The following is a 19,534-nucleotide window of genomic DNA, read 5'->3' on the forward strand; positions in this document are numbered from 1 at the left end:
CGCTGCATCAGATCCGGCCGCCGCCGCTAATGCCGGAACTCGCCTTAAGACGGCAAAAGCACCCCCTCTTAAAGATGAGGGGATGCTTCTGCGCGGGAAATGTGAATTTATGCCGCTATCGCGCCGCATGGATAGGCAGCTGCACCTCGAACACGGTTCGCTCCTCGCTGCTTGCGACGTCCATCGTTCCGTTATGCATATCGACGATGCTTTTGGCTATGGCCAGACCGAGACCCGTCCCTCCCGTCTCATCCGAGCGGGACTTCTCTACGCGATAGAACCTTTCGAAAATATGCGGCAAATCAACGGCAGGAATCGGAGGACCGTAGTTGATGATGCGGACGACCGCACGGTCTTGCGCCCTGCGCAGCTCGATGTCGATCCGCTTGCCGTCCTGGCCGTATTTGATCGCATTGGCGATCAAATTCTCGAACACGCGCATCAGCTTATCGCCGTCGGCGCGCACGAGCATCGTTTCATACTTCGTATGGAGCATGATCTCGATCCGTTTCTCATGAAGCTGCAGGGAAAATTCCGCGCTGAGCTGCCCGAGCAGCTCCACCAGGTTGATTTCCGATATACGCAGATTGCCGTCGCCGTGACTCATTCGGGTATACTCGAACAAGTCGCTTACCATCCGGCCCAAACGAAGCGATTTTTCGTAGGCGATGTTGACGTAATAGCGCAGCTCGACCTCGTCTCTGTACCGGTCCTCCTCAATGAGCCGCAAATAACCGATAACCGAAGTCAGCGGCGTGCGCAAATCGTGGGATACGTTCGTAATCAGCTCGTTTTTGGTCTGTACGGCCAGCCGCTCTTCCGCCAGCGAAACCTTCAGCTGCCGCGACATGCGGTTGATGCTTTCGGCCAGCTCTCCGAGCTCGCCCCGCGATTTCTCGGGAATCGTCAGATCGAAGTTGCCATGGGACATCTGGTGAACCGTGTTCATGATCCGGGCCAAATAAGCGACCGTTCTTTGACTGAACACTATCAAATACAAAATAAAACAAACGATACCTAGCGTGATCAACGTCTCCTGAATCCCGTACCGGTCATACAAAATCCGCACGACTCCGTAAATAAAGCGGTTATTTTTATACAACAGCAGCAGCAGCTCGACGAATTTATACATCACATATACCGTGACGACCGACGATAACGCGCTCCAAAATATTAATTGAATAATTTTCCATCGGATCGTAAAATACGGATTATTCTTCAATTTTGTAGCCGACCCCCCATACGGTTTGAATCAGCTTGTACCCGAGCACCCGCTCCAGCTTATCCCGTAAATTGCATATGTGCACCATCACCGAGTTGCCTACCGCGTAATACTGCTCCTTCCATACCAGCTGAAAAATATCTTCGGCGCTGAACACTCTGCCCGGGTGACTCGCAAGCAAATATAAAATATCGAACTCGCGGTTCGTCAAGCTGACGGGCTGCTGGTTAACCATGACGGTATGGGCGCTCTTGTTGATTTCCAGCGAATGCAGCTTCAGCAGTTCTCCCGTCTGCGGCTTCGTATCGGCCGAGTTATATTGAAACGAGCGGCGCAGCAGCGACTTCACCCTTGCGGACAGCTCCATCGGATTAAACGGCTTCACCATATAATCGTCGGCGCCGGTCATAAGCCCAAGCACCTTGTCCATATCCTCCGCCTTGGCGCTCAGCATCAATATCGGAATTGTCCGCGTTTCCCGCACCCGGCGGCATACTTCCATCCCGTCCAGCTCCGGCATCATCACGTCGAGGATGATCAGATCGACCTCATGCTCCGCAAGCAGCTGCAGCGCTTCCAGCCCGTTCTGCCCCTTCAGTACCTGATAGCCTTCGTTAACCAAATAAAGCGAGACCAGATTCGCAATTTCCTTATCGTCGTCTACTACTAATATCGTTCTCATCATGCACCTTCCCGGCTCGTCGCCCCTACGGATGTTTATATTCCTGTTTCATTGTAGCGTTCAAAGTTTAAGCATTACGCAAGCATTCATTAAGAAATCATTAAGCGGCTTTTAAGAGATTACATTTTATTCATTATACTCATTGTAACGCGGTTATGCACAAGCCCCCGCTCACCTTTACCCCCAATTTCTTCCTGACATGGAGGAAAACACCCCCACTTCCCTTTCCTTGAAGACAAATCTCTCCTTGTTCAAGCATTATCCAAAAAATAAGCCAAACCCAATGGTTCTTCCCTGTTATCCTATGGTAGAATCATTCTAGTATTTTGGTGCCGAGGTACTTCAATCAGCCTCCTTCCCGTTATCCTATACCGTTTCATTCCAAGGAGGTAGCATTATGGAAACCGCATTCGACTTCTATCTTAAATTGGCCGACGGCGTTATTATTACCGACCGCGAGCACCGCATCGTAGAAGTCAACCCCAAGTACGAGGAAATGACCGGTTATACCCGCGCTTATATGATCGGTCTGCGGGCAAGCTTTCTGAGATCGAGACTAACCCCGCGCAAAACTTATGAAAGCATGTATCAGTCGCTGCAGATGAATTTGGCCTGGTCGGGCGTTTTTATTAACCGTAAAAAAAACAAGGACATTTGGCATACAAATATTACGATCACTCCGATTCTGCACAAGCAGGAAACGTATTATATCGGCGTCGTCCGCGATTTGGATCAAATCCCGCAGGGCAGTTATTTATCGGAGACGCGCAAGCTGAAGCTGCAGAGTGAAATTTTGAAGGTGCTGGCTATCTCTTGCGAAATTCGCGATCCGCATATCGAGGAGCATTTGACCCGGGTGCAGCAAGGCACCGAAAAGCTGCTGATCGCTCATAACGAACGCCTGAAGCTCGGGTTGTCCGAGGAATACATACAGCAAGTCGTTAACGCCAGCATTATGCACGACATCGGCAAATCGGGCATTCCCGAAGGCATCTTGTACAAGCCCGGAAAGCTCAACTATTACGAGCGGCACATTATGGAGACGCATCCTTTGATCGGTCTGGAGATTGTCGGCAAAATTTCGCGCGAATTGGAGGACGATATTCTTCAAGAGGAACTGAAAATTGCGGAGCATATCATTCACTACCATCACGAAAAATGGGACGGCAGCGGTTATCCAGCCGGACTGAAAGGCGATGAAATTCCATTTGAAGCGCAGGTGGTCTCTATTATCGACGTCTATGACGCGCTGACTAGCCGGCGGGCCTATAAGGATGCATGGCAGCACGAAGAAGCCGTCCGCTTTTTGCTCGAGCAGAAAGGCGCCGCCTTCAATCCCGAACTCGTGGACACCTTCCTCTCTATGGGCGAGCAGCTGTAGCCGCACCGCCGCAACTCGTTCAGGGCCGAAGCGCCGCGCGTTATGATACGAAAAACCCCGGCAGCGGCTTCTTGACGGAAGTCTGCCGGGGCGGCGGTTATAGCCAGTAATCATCAATGATGTTCGTGCCTTGCATCCATTTCGCGATCTTGCCCTTCGGCTGATACGGGGACAGCGGGTAAAACGTATTTCCCTCGCACTCATCACAGGTCGTTTTGTAACAATCGGCTTGCTCTTCCAGTTCAATTCCACAGCGACAGCAGCGTTTGACGGCATACAATTCTAAAGGATTCATCGGTTCTACACCCATAGACGACACTCCTTTGCTCGCGTATAAAACAAGTATACACGAAAACCGCTTTTTTGTTATCGCTTTCATACCGGTTTTGAAAAATGTAATCTGGCTGAAATATACGTACCCTTTTCCTAACATTCCGTTACCAACTTTCCCTAATCTCCATGACATATTCCAAATGACCTATAATTTGGAAGAAATGCCCTATTATAAACACTTTTAAAATATGCTTAAAAATATTTAGGTATTATATCTTTTTTACATAGGAGGATAAAAATGAAATATTCGTTATGTGTTGTGTTGGCCTTAATGATTTTGTTTAGCACGTTCACTTCCACATCGCTTGCCGCACCAGCTTCTCTGCAAGAAACAAAGCAAAATGCTCAGGAAACCAACTAACAAAAATGTTGAAATTGGCTATAAACTATATTCCGTTGATGAAAACAAACACACCAAGCTTATTGAATCAAAATTGCCCGTCTCCGCATTATTTTGAACAAATATCCGGCAAAAACTGCGCTTGGACCGAGGGATGGGCGGATTTTCTACCACTGTATATTAATAACGACTCCAGATACAACTGGTCGCCTACACCAATGGACTACTAATCCACGCTTTTAAAGGAGGGAGCGATGCTGTTACCTTTTCGATTCATATACTCCGTTTTCATATCAATTATGATATTCGGACTATTATTGGGGTGCCAAAATAAAAGCCTGCCTGTACCTAACCCAGGATCAATAATAAAGATTACAGTAATGGAATACAAATCAAGAAAAGTAATAACAGAACATACTGATCAGAACGAAATCATAAAAATTACCGATAAAATAAATTCGGCAAAAAAGAACGGTCTAAGTGAGCCGTTACCTTCTCCCAAAAACATCATTGTATTCGAAAGTCATAATAAGAAGATCGAATTTGACTATATACATTCATTAAGCAAAGATATTCTAGTAGAAAAGGGAGCACAGTATCAGTGGGAAATAGCTCCTATTAATGATTTAATCTTTTGATTTGTACTTCTACCCTGATCACGCAGACCGGGCTCATTATGGAAGCCTGTTAAGTATACATCTAAGGGAAAAAGGGTAGCGGCGGACGCCGCTGCCCTCCTCTACATAAAGGAAACTGCGTTTGAGTTAAGAAACCCGGTTACTTTGCAGGAAACTAACCTCTCCCCTACTGTTTGCCTATGCTACCCGCTATAAGTCGTCTCCCGAATACAAGGGCCGCACCCCGCGAGCGCTTCCGTCCGCCCCGCTTTAATGGGCGCCCGTTTGCTGGAACTCAGTTCCACAAGGGCCCGCATCCTCATTCGCTTCCACCGTAACCGCCGTCCCGTCATGCCGGTACAGCGGCTTGTAATATTTGCCGATCTTCGTCGTCGCCGCGTCGGAGTAATGACATATGAAGGCGCGCCGGAACCGGTCCGCCGAGCTGTTCGGGTAAGAACCGTGAATTACGCTGCCGTTAAAGAACAGCACGTCGCCCGCATCCATCCTCGCCGGGATCGCTTCGCGGCCTTCCGGCACATCCACTTCCTCTTTGGTAAAAGATACCGCCGGGTCCGCTGTGTGCGGGCATTCGATATCGATCCGATTCGTCTGCGGAACAAGGAACAATCCTCCGTTCTCTTCATCCGCAGGATCGACGGCGGTCCACGCCGCGATGCAGGTACCCGGCTCCACCTTCAAATAAAATTGGTCCTGATGCAGCGCCTGCCCTTTGGCTCCCGGAGGCTTGAAATAAAACATGCTTTGCGCGGCCAAAGGATCGGCTCCGAACAGATCGGCCAAAATATTCATCACCTTCGGATGAAGCATATACCGAAATGCGATCTCGTTCACCTTGTGCGGGTGCATCATGCGCGGATACTGCTTCAGAATATCGCCGTCCGCTTCCTCCGCGGTCATCGGCTGGAAACAGCCGGGGATCGGCCCCGCCGCATGGAGTCTCATAAATTCGTCCATAATGATCTGCGCATCGTCTGCAAGCAAACCTTTCACGATCAAATATCCCTCTTCATCAAACTGCTTTTTTTGCTCCTCGCTGAGCACGCCGCCAAGCGCCTGAGTTGACATGGTTCCTCTCTCCCATCCATAATAACCATAATGATTTCATGGCTTCATTATAAGACGCCAATGTCGACGGAGGAATGGAACAAATGGCTGAAAACCTTAACGATCCTGCTGCCGATCTCACGGAGACCGCCGCTCCGCCGCCGGGAATTCTCGTCTCCGGTCATTTCCGTCAAGCGCACGGGTACCAGACGCATCGGTCTTTCGGAACGAAGGATTGGCTGATTACGTTTACCTTGTCGGGGACGGGACATTACTGGCTGGACGGACGGCTGCAGCCCTGCGAACCGGGAGATATCGTACTGCTCCCGCCAGGCACTCCGCACCATTACGCTACGCCCGAAGGCAGCGTATGGGAGTTTGTATGGGCTCACTTCATGCCGCTGCCCCATTGGTCGGAATGGCTGACGCTTCCTTCGGAGGCGGGGGCGCTTCACGTGATCCGCATCGCTCAGCAGAGCGTGAGGGAACGCATCCGGGAAGCGTTCCAGCGGATGATCAGGGACAGCCTGGAACTCGATTATTATCGTTCCCGGCTGTCGCTGAATGCGATGGAGGAAATTTTGCTGCTGGCCCAGCAAGCGGAGGCCCGGGTCAAATCGGGGCAGATGGACCCGCGGGTCGAGCAGGTGCTCAGCCATCTCAGCCAGCATATGAAACAGCGTCACAGCGTGGAAGAGCTCGCCGCAAAAGTCGCCTTGTCCCCTTCGCGGCTCGCCCACTTGTTCAAGCAGGAGATCGGCGAATCGGTGATCGATACGCTGCTGCGGCTGCGGCTGCGTCAAGCTTCGCGGCTGCTGGAGTACACGACGATGCAAATTGCGGAAATTGCCGATGAGGTCGGCTTTCACAATCCGTTTTATTTTACGAAGCAATTTACCGCCTACTATGGAAAAAGCCCCTCGCAATATCGCAAAGAGGCGCGCAAATCGGCGGTGGACGAAAGCCATTGAGCAGGCGGGCCGGGAACCCGGCTTGCAGCTGCGGCGGCGGGATCGAACATGCGCTGCAAGCACCCTGCAGCGCATGTTTCCCCCGGGTTTGCCGCTTGTGCGGTGCCGCTCCCGCTGCCGCAATGTACAAACGGCGGAGCAGGCGCGCTCCGCTTCGTCTTCATTTCCCGTACGGTTTCAAGTTCGATACGGCATCCAATTGGCCGCCTGCTTGGATACGCAAATTTGATTCGTAATGGCGATACGCTGCAGCTTCAGCTGCCGGATAAGCCGGTGCAGTCTCGCTTGCGTCTCTTCGTCCGGGCCGTCCTGCAGCTTGTTATAAGCCTGCAGCAGCTGCAAATTGACGGCGTCGAACTGCCGCCACAGCTCTTTGCGGTTTATGCGATACATTTCTTGACGAACGTGCTCCTTGTAATGCCTGAGCGTCTCGAGCAGCTCGTCGGCCCATGCCTGATCGCCCAAATGAACGGCATAACGGTACAGATCCAGATGATCGTCGATAAACGACCGGGTAAATTCATTCATATACGATTTCATTGCATAATCCCCCTCTCTTGTTTCGCCTCTCATTCCGTCGTTGCTTCACACTGCGAGTTATATAACGTCAAGCCCCCGTTTCATTTCTGTTTTCAATTCCCTACAAGCTTACTTGGTTTTAAAATTTAACATGTTCGCAATCATTTGTAAAGAGGTTTTTCCGTCATTTTCCATATGTACAAAAAGACGAACCCGACATAAGGTTCGTCCTCTACAGCTATGCTTGATTCGTATTTTCGCCGAGCAGCAAATTCGCCGCAATGGCGAGCGTTTCCTGTCTCTGCTCCAGCAATGCAGCCGTATCGAAGCTGCCTTTCTGCAAATCTTTGTCGATGAGCAGCAGTATCCATAGGGAATACGCGAGCGCATAGCGATAATAATGGTTCCGGAACGTATCGAACTCGCTGCTCCAGCCGAGCTGCTGCCGGCGGGCGTAATAAGCCGCAAGCACCTCGTTTCTTAGTGCCCCGCTCATATCCGGCTTGCGGTAGTTCGGGCTCGTCATATCAAGCAAATTGTATAAATCCCAATAAACGGAGTTGATCTGCACATATTCCCAATCCAAGACGATCAGCTCATCCTTGCGCAGCGATATGTTCAGCGGATGGTAATCTCCGTGCAACACCACGGCTTCCGAATCCGCGACTTCATCCGGCCGAGCTGCGATTCGCAGCGCTTCGGGGATCAGGGAGACCGGGAAAGACGCTTCCGTTAGCACCCGCTCCAAGGCTTCACGCTGCCCCCAAACTTCTTCGCTCACCTGCTCGACGCGCGGCGTATGTCCGGAAAACCCGCTCGGCACGCTCTCTATCGGCAGCTGATGCCAATACGGGATCGCCGCCGCCGCACGGACCAGCGTTTCCCGGTCAAACCGATGCTCCAGCGGGCCCAGATCCTCGTAAACCGCCCAATATCGGCCGGCATCGAGATGCGGCGCATGAGCGTGCAGTGCCGGATAGCGCACGGGAATATGGGGCAGGATGTTCCGGTACACCCATGTCTCCCGCCCGACGGTTTCCGGATTCGTCAGCGGTTTAAAGATAAAACTGCGGCCGCCGTCCCGATCCAGGCAAAACCGCTCCACCGCTTTACCGTTGCGTCCGACGTACAGCGTTTCCCGGCTCGCCAGCTCACCGGAATCCAGTACTCCCTCACGCGAAACCAAATGATCGAACCGCCCGCTCTCCATCTGCCGGTCACGCCCTTTCTGCGGCCCGCTCTTCCGGCCGAGATTTTTTCCATGCTTACGATCAATATATGCCAAATAGGACAGCGCATCAATAGATGATTTACAATTTCTTAAAATAATGAGCCTTTCACTGAAAATGCTCCGGCAGCCACTGCCGCGCCGCCTCCAGCAGCTCCGTATCCGACAAGCTCGTCGTGCGCCCGTCCTTATACTGCTCCGCTACCCAAGCGGTCATCTTCTGAATCGCCTCGTGCTTCTTGTCGATGCGCTGCTCACCCGTAAGCTTCAGCTGCTTGTTCACCCAAAAAGCGACTCCCGCCGCTCCCGCCTTATCGGTCACTTGAACCCCCAGCGGCCGGTTCAGCAGCTTATCCGTATCGAAAATGTTGTAAATCTCTTCGTTCTTGATCACGCCATCCGCATGAATACCCGCCGCCGTCACATTGAACTGCTTGCCTACGAACGGAGTCATCGGAGGGATGCTGTAGCCCAACTCGTTCTCGAAATAGTCGGCTATTTCCGTAATGACCGTCGTATCCACCGATTGATCTCCGGTCAATCCCATGTACTCGAACAGCAAGCCTTCGATCGGCGTATTTCCGGTCCGTTCCCCGAACCCGAGCAGCGTCCCGTTAATGCCGCCGACGCCGTACAGCCAAGCCGTAGCCGCATTGGTCAGCACTTTGTAAAAGTCGTTGTGCCCATGCCATTCGAGCTGCTCGCTGCGAATGCCGGTTTCTTCACGAAGCGCATGCACCAGACGGGGAACGCTTCTTGGCAGCACCGCACCCGGGTAAGACACCCCGTAGCCCATCGTATCGCACAGACGGATTTTGACCGGAATGCCGCTTTCGCCGGACAGCTGAACCAGCCTTTGTACGAAAGGGATGACAAATCCGTACACATCCGCCCGCGTGATGTCCTCTAAATGACAGCGGGGACGAATGCCCGCAGCCATCGCCGCCTCGACGATATCCAGATACTGAGCCATTGCCCGTTCCCGGTCGAGCCCCAGCTTTGAGTAAATATGGTAATCGGAAATCGAGGTGAGGATGCCCGTTTCTTGAATGCCCATATCTTTTACAAGCGCAAAGTCCTTCTTCACCGCCCGAATCCATGCCGTCACTTCCGGAAATTTGTAGCCTCTTGCCATACATTGGTAAGCGGCCTCCCGGTCCTTCTCGCTGTAAAGAAAAAACTCCGACTGCCGGATGACGCCCCGCTCTCCCGACAACCGGTGCAAATAGTCGAACAGCGTAACAATCTGCTCTACCGTATACGGCGGTCTGGCCTGCTGCCCGTCGCGGAACGTCGTATCCGTAATAAAAATATGTTCCGGCATCGCCGTAGGCACCTCTACACCGTCGAACAGCACCCTGGGAGGAGCGGAATAAGGAAACTGTTCCCGAAACCAATTGGCCTGATTGTTCATTCGCAACACAACCTTTCCATTTTGTAGTACATTTAGTGTAACCAATCATTTTTTATAAGTAAAATCGTTCATTTTTATTTATGTGATAAATTTCATTAATAATGGTTTTCGATGCCGTTTTCTTCAATGTAAAAAAACCTTTGGAAGCCTTCTCTCTTAAGAGAATGAGACTCCAAAGGTTTGGCGTAGATGCTTCCCGTCCCGATTCGTTAAAATCCGGGGACTGTTCAGGACGTTGATTTGACCTGTTCCTCGGCGATTCGCTTAATGATCTCGTTCCGTTTTCTCAGCAAGCGGGTCATGTAGCGCTCCAGAAACAACCGGTCGGCCGCCTTCCCCAGCACGCCGAGCGGCGACGTGTAATCGAAGCTGTCGAGCATCAATGTTCCTTCCGGCTGCGGAATGAACTCATGGACATGATAGAAACGCTGGAATGCGCCTTGCACCATCTCATCGACAAAGCGTCGCGGCGCCTCCATCTCCGTAATGCGGGCCGTCAGCCTCTGGCGCACGCCAAAATGGACGGCTTCCCACGTCACCGTCTCGCCGAGCTCAATCAGCCCGCCGGTTCTTCCGGCCACGGCTTTCTCCCCTGTCTGCGACATCGACTGCATATGAATATCGATGCTTCGGGACAGATCAAAGCATAACTGCGTCGGAGCGTGAATCATCAAGGACATTTGGATTAGCGGCATTTTGCGTAAGCTCCTAAAATGGTGGTGATTTAGTCGTGGCCTGCCTGCGGTCGATAGAGGTTTCCACTTGTTCACCACGTTTCTAAAGATTAGTGAAAAAATTCGTTGGGGGGCAATCGAAATACGCCGGATGAAGCTGGACGCGTAACTTTCTGCTTTACGACCTGTAAAGTTCAAGCTTGTCCAAGTCCAAGACAAAACCGTACGTTTTCAAAATATCTAGTCCGATCAATCCCTTGCCGCGCCTCATTCTCAGAAGCGGTTCTTTGCGCAAATGAATGATGCAATTCTCGTTAGCGGTATGGTAGACAAGATTGCCCGGCTCCACATGGAAAAACGTCTTGTTCGCTTCCTCAGCGGGAACTGGCCGTATCAATGCAACCTCGGTGACAATTTTTTTGTCTTCCTGTTCAGTAAAGTCAAGTATGGAAAGTAAAACAAACTGATCGGGATACAATTCTCGAACTTGCTGCCATTTCATCGCTAGACCTCCCCTGCATTTCTTGTATCTATTTTACCACAATTTAAGTTAAGCTCCACTGAATGGAGACATTCTCTTTATCTATCAATCGCTTCAGCTAACGCCGCAAAACCAAAGAGCCCTCTCCAGCGCTTTCCCTGAAGGGAAAGCCCGCAAGAAGGCCAAAAGTGGATTAAAATAGTGCAAAGCGGGATGCCAAACCTAATCAGATGGTTAACTCCCCAAGCTTGATCAGCTCGACAACTGCCTGTGAACGACCTTTCACATTCAGTTTTTGCATGACGTTGGAAATATGGTTACGCACCGTTTTCTCGCTGATAAACAGCTGCTGTGCTATATCCTTGGTAGTTTTGTCCTGCACCAACAGTTCGAAAACTTCGCGTTCACGATTGGTTAGCAAAAATTTGCTTTTGTGGTCGCTGCCCTTCAAGTGTCACCCCTCCTTGCTCGGGTTTTTGTATCATTACAAGGTGTAGGGATACAGTCAAAGTTAGTTTATGAGCGGTATGCATCAATGGTGCAGTAGCCGATAAAAATGGGCGTTAGCGCCATTTGGAGCTGTTTTTGACGGTTGTCTTATCTGCGCGTCCAAGCTTCCGTTGCCCTCCCGCCGAAGCGCTCCTGCAGCTGTGCGTCGTAGCGTTCGACAATGCCTTTCCAGCCGTAGCTGCTTTCAATCAATCTACGGGCATTGCCGGAGAGTCTGGTCCGCAGGTCAGGCTGTTCAAGCAGTTCTATGATCCGTTCGGCAAAATCATCCGGCCGGTCTGCGATCAAGAGATGTTCTCCGCTGACGGTATCTAGCCCTTCGCATCCGATGGACGTCGATACGACGGGGATTCCGCTGGCCATCGCCTCCAAAATTTTCAGCCTCGTCCCCCCGCCCATCCGCAAAGGACATATAAATACGGTGCCGGTATATAGAAATTCCCGCATGTCCTCTACTCTTCCGGTGACCACGATCCGCCGATCCTCGTTGCCGATTTGCAGCACGGGAGCGGTCGGTTCTTTTCCCGCTGCTATGACTTGAAGATCCGGGTAACGATCTGTGAGCCGTGGGAACATGTCACGGTAAAACCAGAGCATGCCATCCTCGTTCGGAAACCATCCCATATGCGCGGTGAAAACAAGAGTCAGCGGCTTCCTGCCGCCGTCTGCCGGCGGTTGAAAATACTCCGTATCCACGCCGTTGGGAACAACGACCGTTCGACTTGACAGCTCGGGGCGTTTCTTGAGCAGCTTATTTCTTTCCAATTCCGATACCATAACACATAAGTCCTGCTCACCCATACGGTTCCACTCGAATCGCTTGAATCGCAAGTAATCGAGGCTATTCAGCAGCTTCTCCTTCCAGCTGTAACCAGGCCATTCATAGGCGATTCGCTGTCTATGAACCTCGTGCTCGATATTATGTTGAATAAGCACTTTTCCCAGGCCCCCGGGCTTTGGCGTACGATAGCGGTACACATCCATATAAGAGTGCTCGATTTGGAGAAGATCGATCGGATAGCGGGCCAGAAAATCGTCGATATGCTGTTGAAACTCCCTGGAAGCATACTTGGAGAAATATTTTCCCGGCAAGCTTGCGGGTAACGGTACAAGCGCAACATCCTCGCAGTAATCGAGAAGCTCCCGTTTATACTCGTACTCATCCGGATTTTTCAAAAAGGAGATCAGGTACATACGATGATAACGGGATAACTCCTTCAGCACCTGAAAAACCCGCAGTCTTCCTCCGCTGACGGGCGGATAAGGAATGTCGGTGCTTAGCAGCAGTATGTTCATTAGGCGCCTCCCCCTTTTTTGAATGTTTGGAGTATTTTCTTCATAAAGGCGGAATCCGGTGAAAAAAACACCAGGCTCGGCTCTTGAGCCTTAGGCTGCTTGAGCTGCCTCCCCGCTTCAATAGCTTCACGATATATGCTCATCGTTTGCCCGTACAACGTATGGAAAGCCCATTGCTTCCTCGCCCAAGCGCCCGCATTGACTTCTAGCATGCGACGAAGGGAGGGATCGTCCATAGCCTCCATGATTTTGTCAGCCAGCTGCACTGCGTCTCCTCTCTCAAAAAGCAATCCGGTTTCTGCGTCCGCGATCATTTCGGGGATTCCCCCCGCATTGGAGGCGACAATGGCTTTGCCTGCGGCCTGCGCCTCAATGACGGCAAAGGGCTGGTTATCTGATAGCGACGGAAGCACGACGAGATCCGCCTTCTTCAGAACAGCCGGAACGTCCGTACGATTGCCCAAGAAAAAAAAGCAGTCCGCAACGTTCATTTGCATACAATACTGCTCAAGCTCTTCTCTAAGGTAGCCGTCGCCGATAAGCCAGCAAACGAAATGATCCCGCCGCCCCTTTACCCTACTCAAAGCTTCGATAAGAGTTCGATGCCCTTTCACATGCACCAGCCGTGCGGGGCAGGCGATGACGAAGCGGTCTTCTGTATCGGGAAGAGGCGGGTCGGGTTCTTCCAGCAGCCTTTCTTGAAAAGAGGCCAGATCGATGCCGTAGGGAATGACTCGGAATTGATCCTCCGACTGTGGATAATGCGGCAGCAGCTGCCGTTTAAGCCAGTCGGAGGCAACGATCGTTCGGCTGGATGTCCAGGAGCCGAGGTATTCCTCCTGCTCCGCATATTTCCCCGCCAGGCTGTCCGCACTGGATATGCGGCCTTTCAGTTGATGCTCGTCTGCCAACGAGGAGTGAATGGATGCCACCAGAGGCACGCTGTCCGGCTTAACGCTCCATAGCGCCCGGGTCGACAACTGGTCCTGGGCATGAAGGATATCGTATTGATGCAGATTCAAATAAGACAGCGCCAGTTCAAAAATGCATCTTTCCGTTTCCCGTTCAAAAATCCACGAGTCGACCTGCGGAAAATGGCTTTGAAAATGATGCCGCGCTTCTTCGCACGCGGTTTCCCAAAGCTTTAATCCGCCAATCCTTTCACCGGTATTTGCCAAGTAGACGCCTCCGCCATCCGGATGCCGCGCTAAAATATCGACGTGATGCCCGTGCTCCTCCAGTATTTTTGTCATCATCTGAATATAGGTGTTTGCTCCTCCGACATGGGGAAGCGCCCAAAAGTAGGCCAGTAAAATTTTCATTCGTCCTTCATCCTTTGTCTTAGGAGTCAAGTCAACCTCATGATGAACGCCCTGTCCGGAATGGAGTAGCCGGGGGGAAGGCTTCCGGACAGCCTTTCCCATAAGTCCGTATCTCCAGGCCGAAGCCACGATGGGATTGGGAAATGGAAGATTTCGGCTGCCGGGTCTGCGTCGGCTGATGGAGCTGCTCTCAAGCCGTAACGATGGCTTGCTTCCCATTCTTCCATGGTCTGCCGCTTGCCAGAATTACCCGCAGCAGCAGCAGCCTGCCGGTATACTTCCATTGTCTCTGCAAGCATTCGATCGGCAGACCAACGAGCCGTTCCCCATACCTTCGCGTTCGTTTGCAACCGCTCGCGCAGCTCGGGTTGATTCCAAACCTCGGCTATTCGATCGGCCAGCTCCGCAGCGTTCCGCTTCCGGAAGAGCAGCCCGGTCACTCCGTGCTCGACCATTTCCGGGATGCCTCCGGCATCGGAAGCTATCACGGCTTTGCCTGCCGCCTGCGCTTCCATAATGGAGTAAGGATGCATATCGTGCAGAGACGGAAGCACCATCGCATCCGCTTGATTCAAAAGATTGGGAACGTCGGAACGGTTGCCCATGAATAAGACATGGCCGCTCACCTGTTTTTCCTTGCAATATTGTTCCAGATCCTCTCTTAGCGTACCGTCTCCGATCAGCCAGCAGCCAAAATCGCTTCGCCGCTCTTTCAGTATGCTCAGCGCATCGATAAGCGTTCTATGATCCTTCTCAGGAACAAGACGCGCAGGGCAGGCGATAACAAACGGCTTATCGCGCGGTTCTGCCCGCGTGCCTGCTTCCTTATTCATACGGGCATAGAAGGATGGCAGATCGATCCCGTAAGGAATGACCGTAAACCAGCAGCTGGGGCAGCCAAACTGCTCGCCGGTTTCCCGGACCTGCCAGCGGGTTGGAACGATGGTCCGGTCTGACGAGCCGTGTCCGTAATACTCCTCTGCCGCAGCATATTTCCACATCAGGCTCTCTTTGCTCGCGATCACGCCTGCGTTCAAATATTCTTCGGCTACGATGCCGTGAACGGTCGAAATTAACGGGATATGATCGGGCTTGATCCGGCTTAAAGCCCGCGCCGATACAATGTCCTGGGCGTGAATGACGTCATACCGGCCTACACCGAGCAAAGATACTGCAAACTCGAACGTATACCGTTCAATTTCTTTCCAGCGAATATAGGAATCGACATGAGGCAAATAGGTTTCATAGTAATAGAACAGGATGTTGAAGATGGAGGCTTTGATGGTCTGTTTATCTACAGACTGGCCGGAGCGAAGAAGGTAAATGGATTTCATATCCGGGTGATGAGCCAGTACGTCTACATGATGTCCGTTCTCTTCCAGCTTTTTTTGCAATGTCCGGACATACGCGTTCACGCCTCCCACATGAGGCAAGCGCCAGTAGGTCGCAAGGAGAATTCTCAATCATTACCCTCCTTTGCAGCCAGCCACTTCATAAACTGTATATCCGGTATCGAATAACCGGCAGGAAGATGCCGGAGAATTGCAGGCCAGGGTCCGGTATCCCAGCTTCTGTCCGTCTCGAACAGAAAGAGGCTTGCCGGCCAAACCGATGCTTTGACGGCGTTCGGTTGAGCGGGTTGAACCGATGCGCGCGCTTGATCATACACTTGCATGATCCGGCGGTATAAAGAGTCCGAGGACCAGCGCTTGATCCCTCTTGCGCGCGCGGCTGCCTCCATCCTCAGCCGCAGCTTCGGTCGATTCATGATCGTCAGCAGTTTGTCGGCGAGCTGGGCGGCGTTTTGTTTTTCAAACAGCAGCCCGTTCTCTTCATGCCTGATCATTTCCGGGATTCCTCCGGCATCGGATGCAACAACGGCCGTCCCGGCAAGATGGGCTTCCATAATCGCGAACGGATGGTTTTCCTGCAGTGAAGGGAGGATCATAATGTCCGCGCGGTGCAATAGTGCGGGAACATCGGCCCTGTCACCCAAAAAGATAACGTGATTTTCCAACTTTCTGGTCAACCGTTCCTTTTCAAGCTCCGCTTGCAGCTCTTTTTGGTAGCACCCTCCAATAAGCCAGCAGACGAAATGATCCTGCTTTTCTTTCAATAGACTTAGTGCTTCCATCAGCGTTTTATGTCCTTTAATCGGGTCTATTCTGGCGACGCATGCCATTACAAATGTGCCGGGAGGCGGCTCTATGGAAGAATCCGGTTCAGCCTTCATCCGCCGAAGAAACTGCTCAACGTTGATCCCGTACGGGCTTATTTTCAACCGTCTCTCCGGAATACGGAAAACGTTTCGGAACTCATTCTTCATCCACTTTGTCGGGACGAGAGCGCAGTAAGGCGAAACGACGCCCAAACGCTCCTGCTCCGCCATATATTTCCATTGCAAACTTTCTTGGTCCGTTATCCATCCGTAGTATAAAAGCTCCTTGGTATAGATGCCGTGGATGGTGGCGACCAGCGGAACTTGCTCCGGTTTCACTCTTCGCATGGCACGTGCGGATATAACATCCTGGGCGTGGATAAGATCATATTGATGCAAACGGAGCAAGCTGGCCGCCAATTCGAACGTATACCGGCCCATCTCTGCGTTCAGCACCCAGGGATCGACATTCGGCCAGTGTTGCTTGAAATAACGCTCGGTTTCTCCGTAAACGACATTCCTGATTTCCGTCTTGTCGATCGTCGCACCGCCGTTAACCAGATAGACGGTCTGTTCCATACTCGGGTGATGGGCCAGCACATCCACTTGGTGCCCATGTTCTTCAAGCTCTGCTTTTAGCACGTTGATGTAGGTGTTCAGGCCTGTAAATGTCGGAAGTGAAAAATAGGTCGTTAGCAGTATTCTCAACGAAGTTCCCCCTCTCGTCCGTTTGTTCTAATTCACCCTGCGACAAAGCAGGAAAAACTGGCGATCCCTTCGGGCATCCCCAGCTCGTTCATGTGATGAGTGCTCAGGGGTAGGCGGACGTTTGTGTCCCGTCATGGTTGTCCCTCCCGCTCGAACGCCATGGAGATCCAGCGGCAATCGTATTCTAGCTGCTTTAAAGTATGTTAATGTGGACGAAATAGGTACCACTAAAGACCCAGCTGACGCAAAAAAACCTGATCTTCGAAGGACTCGAAAACCAGGCGCTGTATCATATTCGGTTATGTTTATTATACCCACAGCAAAGGCTGCCGGATCGCGATATTGCGGCGACTCTCCGTATCCGAAGGCTCCGGTTCCAGGCGCTGCCACAGCCTGACATACGCTTCTTCGCCGAATGCGAGCCCCGCAAACAGCAAAGACGACACTTGGGCGGGCCAGCCATCAAAATGCTCCACATCCGGAGGCAGCGGCCAAGAGCTTTTATCGTTTAAATAAGGAAACAAGAAATCCAGGCCCCGGCGGATGCTTCTCCCGTCCGGCAGCTCGAAGCTCCATAGATCATCCTCCGGCGTCGACAAGATGTGGCATAGCGTAACCATATTATCCAGTACGAAAATCGCGTAGCCGTACGGCTTGGTTCGCTCCATCTCCCGCGGGAAGCTGCCGTCGGCCGCCATTTGTCCTGGCAGAAGCACCTCTTTGTACCGCTGCCTGCAAAACTGCAGCATGTTCTCATTGCCGGTAAACCAAGCGAAAGCCGCCGCCTGAACGAACCAGCAGACGCTGTGGTTGTTATCCGTATTCATCTCCTCGATCCCGTTCGGATGCGTGCTCATCCAGTCTAAATATGCGGCGAACCAGCTGCGCAGCCCCTGAACGATCTCCTCGGACATCGCGGAGGACGGCTTCAGCGCCTCGACGGCGAACGGAATATCGATCAAATGCAGCGTATCGATAATCCCGATGCCCCGCCCGGCGCAAATCCCGGGAATCGCCTGGGCATACAGCAAATGCGGATTCATACGGGTCGCCTCGTCCAGGAAAAATTCCTTCAAAAAACGTACCGCCTTCTCCGCATACTTCTCCTCCCCGGTCAGCTTGTACGCGGCCGCCAAATTCGCCGTATGCGTTCTCATGCGGCGCAGCCCGAGCCGGTGCCGGTCAAAATTATTCGGATTGCTCTCCCCGTCGCGCCGTATGTACGGCAGCCCGTCCGCGGTTTCGGGATTCGGCCACCAATAGTCGCCGTTGGAATAAAAATCATGGATGCCGCCTTCGCTCATCGGGGCGACATCATCCGTAATATGCACGGTATCGGCGTGCAAAGAAGCCTCCGCCTGCCGGAGCAGCCGTCCGCGGTCGATGAAAGCGAAGCGCTCTTCTCCGCGGCCGTTATAGTCCTCCGTCGTTCTCATCATGGCTTCCCCTCTCCTTCGTTTCGCAGTCGATCATCACGTGAATCGTATCGCCTTGATGGCGGTTTCTCAGCTCGAAAGCGCGCGCGACGTCTTGTAGCGGGATGACATGGGTAATCATTTCCTCCGTATTGACCAGGCCGTCCAACACCAGGCGCAGCCCCTGATCGAAATAACGGCGGTTGTCGATATCCCGCTTCGGCTCGGTGGACATAATGTCCAGCCTTTTTTTATGAACCTTGAAAAAATCGACCGGCTTATGGCATGTGCCGATACAACCGTACATCACGATACGGCCGTTCTGGGCGGCGGCATCGATCGCGTCGACCATCCCGTCGCCTTCGAGCAGGCAGGGGATCACGACATCGAACCCGTCGGGGAAGTCGTTCCCGACAATATCCATCGTACGCGCATCGGCCGAAGGCAGCTTGTAAGTATGCGTCGCTCCGTACTTGCGGGCAAGCTCCAGCTTCTCGTCGAACAGATCGGTGACGACCAGATTGCGCGGGCTGAACAAGCTGACCACCTGCGTCATCACGAGCCCGCTCACCCCCTGGCCCATGATAAGAACGTTTTTATGAGGGGAGATGTCCCCAAGCTCGGCGGCATGGATGATTCCGGGAAGCACTTCGATCAGAGAGCCCTCGATGAGCGGCAGCTCCTTCGGCAGCACTTTGACGGAGAACGGGGTGCAGCATACGTATTCGGCGAATGCCCCCCATATATAGCGGAGAGCGACATGATCTCCCTCCCGAAGTCCGATAACGTTCGGACCGACCTTGTCGATGATGCCGGCGACCTCATGCCCGAGACGCGTCGGATAAGAGATGAACTCCGGCTCTCTTGCTCCGCGGAACACCTCGACATCGCTCCCGCAAATGCCGACCCATTTGATTTTGACGCGAATCTCGCCTTCGGCCGGCTCCGGAATGAGCGCCCGCTTAACCGTAATACTGCCGATTTCTTCTACGACCGCGCACAGCTGCGTATCATCCCCGCAGGAGTCGACCAGCTGCATCGGCGGAACGGACATTTTTCTAACCATTGGATTAGCCCCTATCCCTTATAAGTTTCGATCATTTCAAATTATAAAGGATGCCGCTTGAGGCGAGTATGGATAAACTTCATCTGTTTATGGTCATTATTCAGTTCATTCCGGGCGGCGGGGAATCGG

General features: G+C 52.3%; 21 protein-coding genes. 5 read left to right on the forward strand and 16 right to left on the reverse strand.

Features of this window, described 5'->3' with window-relative positions; translation table 11 throughout:
* Nucleotides 1-115: 115 nt before the first annotated feature.
* Together N0M98_RS01425 and N0M98_RS01430 are read right to left on the reverse strand one after the other, a co-directional pair.
* Complete coding sequence (locus tag N0M98_RS01425) at nucleotides 116-1,222, reverse strand: sensor histidine kinase (RefSeq protein WP_249862203.1); 1,107 nt, start codon at nucleotides 1,220-1,222, stop codon at nucleotides 116-118.
* On the reverse strand, nucleotides 1,212-1,907 hold the full coding sequence (locus tag N0M98_RS01430) for a response regulator transcription factor (protein WP_259616721.1): 696 nt from the start codon (nucleotides 1,905-1,907) through the stop codon (nucleotides 1,212-1,214). The genes N0M98_RS01425 and N0M98_RS01430 overlap by 11 nt, the downstream gene beginning before the upstream one ends.
* A gap of 394 nt (nucleotides 1,908-2,301) precedes the next feature.
* On the opposite strand from N0M98_RS01430, the gene N0M98_RS01435 reads away from it, so the two are divergent.
* Complete coding sequence (locus N0M98_RS01435; protein ID WP_259616722.1) at nucleotides 2,302-3,285, forward strand: HD domain-containing phosphohydrolase; 984 nt, start codon at nucleotides 2,302-2,304, stop codon at nucleotides 3,283-3,285.
* A gap of 97 nt (nucleotides 3,286-3,382) precedes the next feature.
* On the opposite strand, the gene yhfH is transcribed toward N0M98_RS01435, so the two are convergent.
* Entirely contained in the window at nucleotides 3,383-3,595 is a 213-nt protein-coding gene (yhfH, locus tag N0M98_RS01440; protein ID WP_249862200.1) for a protein YhfH, read from the reverse strand.
* 261 nt (nucleotides 3,596-3,856) lie between these two features.
* On the opposite strand from yhfH, the gene N0M98_RS01445 reads away from it, so the two are divergent.
* From N0M98_RS01445 to N0M98_RS01450, 3 genes are read left to right on the forward strand one after another with little or no spacing between them, the layout of a single operon-like run.
* Entirely contained in the window at nucleotides 3,857-3,979 is a 123-nt protein-coding gene (locus N0M98_RS01445) for a hypothetical protein (protein ID WP_259616723.1), read from the forward strand.
* 38 nt (nucleotides 3,980-4,017) lie between these two features.
* Entirely contained in the window at nucleotides 4,018-4,188 is a 171-nt protein-coding gene (locus N0M98_RS34015; protein WP_510822915.1) for a hypothetical protein, read from the forward strand.
* Between the two features lie 24 nt (nucleotides 4,189-4,212).
* Nucleotides 4,213-4,596, forward strand: coding sequence for a hypothetical protein (locus tag N0M98_RS01450; RefSeq protein ID WP_249862198.1), 384 nt, complete (start codon nucleotides 4,213-4,215; stop codon nucleotides 4,594-4,596).
* Nucleotides 4,597-4,845: 249 nt separating this feature from the next.
* Here N0M98_RS01450 and N0M98_RS01455 read toward each other — a convergent pair whose 3' ends face one another.
* Entirely contained in the window at nucleotides 4,846-5,664 is an 819-nt protein-coding gene (locus N0M98_RS01455) for a phytanoyl-CoA dioxygenase family protein (RefSeq protein ID WP_259616724.1), read from the reverse strand.
* A gap of 83 nt (nucleotides 5,665-5,747) precedes the next feature.
* Between N0M98_RS01455 and N0M98_RS01460 the strand changes: the two genes are divergently transcribed.
* On the forward strand, nucleotides 5,748-6,614 hold the full coding sequence (locus N0M98_RS01460) for a helix-turn-helix domain-containing protein (RefSeq protein ID WP_259616725.1): 867 nt from the start codon (nucleotides 5,748-5,750) through the stop codon (nucleotides 6,612-6,614).
* A gap of 177 nt (nucleotides 6,615-6,791) precedes the next feature.
* Here N0M98_RS01460 and N0M98_RS01465 read toward each other — a convergent pair whose 3' ends face one another.
* From N0M98_RS01465 to N0M98_RS01520, 12 genes are all read right to left on the reverse strand, one after another.
* Nucleotides 6,792-7,154: a hypothetical protein gene (locus N0M98_RS01465; protein WP_259616726.1), complete on the reverse strand. Its 363-nt coding sequence runs from the start codon at nucleotides 7,152-7,154 to the stop codon at nucleotides 6,792-6,794.
* A gap of 217 nt (nucleotides 7,155-7,371) precedes the next feature.
* Nucleotides 7,372-8,343, reverse strand: coding sequence for a phosphotransferase family protein (locus N0M98_RS01470; protein WP_259616727.1), 972 nt, complete (start codon nucleotides 8,341-8,343; stop codon nucleotides 7,372-7,374).
* A gap of 127 nt (nucleotides 8,344-8,470) precedes the next feature.
* Nucleotides 8,471-9,775: a hydroxymethylglutaryl-CoA lyase-like TIM-barrel protein gene (locus N0M98_RS01475; RefSeq protein ID WP_259616728.1), complete on the reverse strand. Its 1,305-nt coding sequence runs from the start codon at nucleotides 9,773-9,775 to the stop codon at nucleotides 8,471-8,473.
* A 227-nt stretch (nucleotides 9,776-10,002) separates the two neighbouring features.
* Nucleotides 10,003-10,470 carry an SRPBCC family protein gene (locus tag N0M98_RS01480; protein ID WP_259616729.1) on the reverse strand — a complete coding sequence of 156 codons (468 nt, stop codon included), beginning with the start codon at nucleotides 10,468-10,470 and terminating at the stop codon, nucleotides 10,003-10,005.
* A 157-nt stretch (nucleotides 10,471-10,627) separates the two neighbouring features.
* Nucleotides 10,628-10,951 (reverse strand): hypothetical protein, encoded by a 324-nt coding sequence (locus tag N0M98_RS01485; protein WP_259616730.1) that lies wholly within the window; start codon nucleotides 10,949-10,951, stop codon nucleotides 10,628-10,630.
* Between the two features lie 205 nt (nucleotides 10,952-11,156).
* Entirely contained in the window at nucleotides 11,157-11,381 is a 225-nt protein-coding gene (locus tag N0M98_RS01490; RefSeq protein ID WP_028547616.1) for a helix-turn-helix domain-containing protein, read from the reverse strand.
* 146 nt (nucleotides 11,382-11,527) lie between these two features.
* Nucleotides 11,528-12,736, reverse strand: coding sequence for a glycosyltransferase family 4 protein (locus N0M98_RS01495; RefSeq protein ID WP_259616731.1), 1,209 nt, complete (start codon nucleotides 12,734-12,736; stop codon nucleotides 11,528-11,530).
* Nucleotides 12,736-14,058: a glycosyltransferase family 4 protein gene (locus tag N0M98_RS01500; protein ID WP_259616732.1), complete on the reverse strand. Its 1,323-nt coding sequence runs from the start codon at nucleotides 14,056-14,058 to the stop codon at nucleotides 12,736-12,738. Before N0M98_RS01500 ends, N0M98_RS01495 begins: the two co-directional genes overlap by 1 nt.
* Nucleotides 14,059-14,084: 26 nt before the next feature.
* Nucleotides 14,085-15,521: a glycosyltransferase family 4 protein gene (locus N0M98_RS01505; RefSeq protein ID WP_259616733.1), complete on the reverse strand. Its 1,437-nt coding sequence runs from the start codon at nucleotides 15,519-15,521 to the stop codon at nucleotides 14,085-14,087.
* Nucleotides 15,518-16,924, reverse strand: a complete 1,407-nt coding sequence (locus N0M98_RS01510) for a glycosyltransferase family 4 protein (RefSeq protein WP_259616734.1) — start codon at nucleotides 16,922-16,924, stop codon at nucleotides 15,518-15,520. Before N0M98_RS01510 ends, N0M98_RS01505 begins: the two co-directional genes overlap by 4 nt.
* Nucleotides 16,925-17,232: 308 nt before the next feature.
* Nucleotides 17,233-18,363, reverse strand: a complete 1,131-nt coding sequence (locus N0M98_RS01515) for an alginate lyase family protein (protein WP_259616735.1) — start codon at nucleotides 18,361-18,363, stop codon at nucleotides 17,233-17,235.
* The gene (locus N0M98_RS01520) at nucleotides 18,338-19,405 is read right to left on the reverse strand and encodes a zinc-dependent alcohol dehydrogenase (protein ID WP_249862184.1); all 1,068 of its coding nucleotides are present in this window, start codon (nucleotides 19,403-19,405) and stop codon (nucleotides 18,338-18,340) included. Before N0M98_RS01520 ends, N0M98_RS01515 begins: the two co-directional genes overlap by 26 nt.
* Nucleotides 19,406-19,534 lie beyond the last annotated feature (129 nt).

Origin of the sequence: Paenibacillus doosanensis (assembly GCF_025060755.1) — a bacterium.
Lineage (GTDB): Bacteria > Bacillota > Bacilli > Paenibacillales > NBRC-103111 > Paenibacillus_S > Paenibacillus_S doosanensis.

What these genes read in the sequence shown, in the direction of transcription:
- N0M98_RS01430 (WP_259616721.1), bottom strand. Translation starts at nt 1,907, where the DNA reads ATGATGAGAACGATATTAGTAGTAGACGACGATAAGGAAATTGCGAAT.
- N0M98_RS01435 (WP_259616722.1), top strand. Translation starts at nt 2,302, where the DNA reads ATGGAAACCGCATTCGACTTCTATCTTAAATTGGCCGACGGCGTTATT.
- yhfH (WP_249862200.1), bottom strand. Translation starts at nt 3,595, where the DNA reads ATGGGTGTAGAACCGATGAATCCTTTAGAATTGTATGCCGTCAAACGC.
- N0M98_RS01445 (WP_259616723.1), top strand. Translation starts at nt 3,857, where the DNA reads ATGAAATATTCGTTATGTGTTGTGTTGGCCTTAATGATTTTGTTTAGC.
- N0M98_RS34015 (WP_510822915.1), top strand. Translation starts at nt 4,018, where the DNA reads ATGAAAACAAACACACCAAGCTTATTGAATCAAAATTGCCCGTCTCCG.
- N0M98_RS01450 (WP_249862198.1), top strand. Translation starts at nt 4,213, where the DNA reads ATGCTGTTACCTTTTCGATTCATATACTCCGTTTTCATATCAATTATG.
- N0M98_RS01455 (WP_259616724.1), bottom strand. Translation starts at nt 5,664, where the DNA reads ATGTCAACTCAGGCGCTTGGCGGCGTGCTCAGCGAGGAGCAAAAAAAG.
- N0M98_RS01460 (WP_259616725.1), top strand. Translation starts at nt 5,748, where the DNA reads ATGGCTGAAAACCTTAACGATCCTGCTGCCGATCTCACGGAGACCGCC.
- N0M98_RS01465 (WP_259616726.1), bottom strand. Translation starts at nt 7,154, where the DNA reads ATGAAATCGTATATGAATGAATTTACCCGGTCGTTTATCGACGATCAT.
- N0M98_RS01470 (WP_259616727.1), bottom strand. Translation starts at nt 8,343, where the DNA reads ATGGAGAGCGGGCGGTTCGATCATTTGGTTTCGCGTGAGGGAGTACTG.
- N0M98_RS01475 (WP_259616728.1), bottom strand. Translation starts at nt 9,775, where the DNA reads ATGAACAATCAGGCCAATTGGTTTCGGGAACAGTTTCCTTATTCCGCT.
- N0M98_RS01480 (WP_259616729.1), bottom strand. Translation starts at nt 10,470, where the DNA reads ATGCCGCTAATCCAAATGTCCTTGATGATTCACGCTCCGACGCAGTTA.
- N0M98_RS01485 (WP_259616730.1), bottom strand. Translation starts at nt 10,951, where the DNA reads ATGAAATGGCAGCAAGTTCGAGAATTGTATCCCGATCAGTTTGTTTTA.
- N0M98_RS01495 (WP_259616731.1), bottom strand. Translation starts at nt 12,736, where the DNA reads ATGAACATACTGCTGCTAAGCACCGACATTCCTTATCCGCCCGTCAGC.
- N0M98_RS01500 (WP_259616732.1), bottom strand. Translation starts at nt 14,058, where the DNA reads ATGAAAATTTTACTGGCCTACTTTTGGGCGCTTCCCCATGTCGGAGGA.
- N0M98_RS01515 (WP_259616735.1), bottom strand. Translation starts at nt 18,363, where the DNA reads ATGATGAGAACGACGGAGGACTATAACGGCCGCGGAGAAGAGCGCTTC.
- N0M98_RS01520 (WP_249862184.1), bottom strand. Translation starts at nt 19,405, where the DNA reads ATGGTTAGAAAAATGTCCGTTCCGCCGATGCAGCTGGTCGACTCCTGC.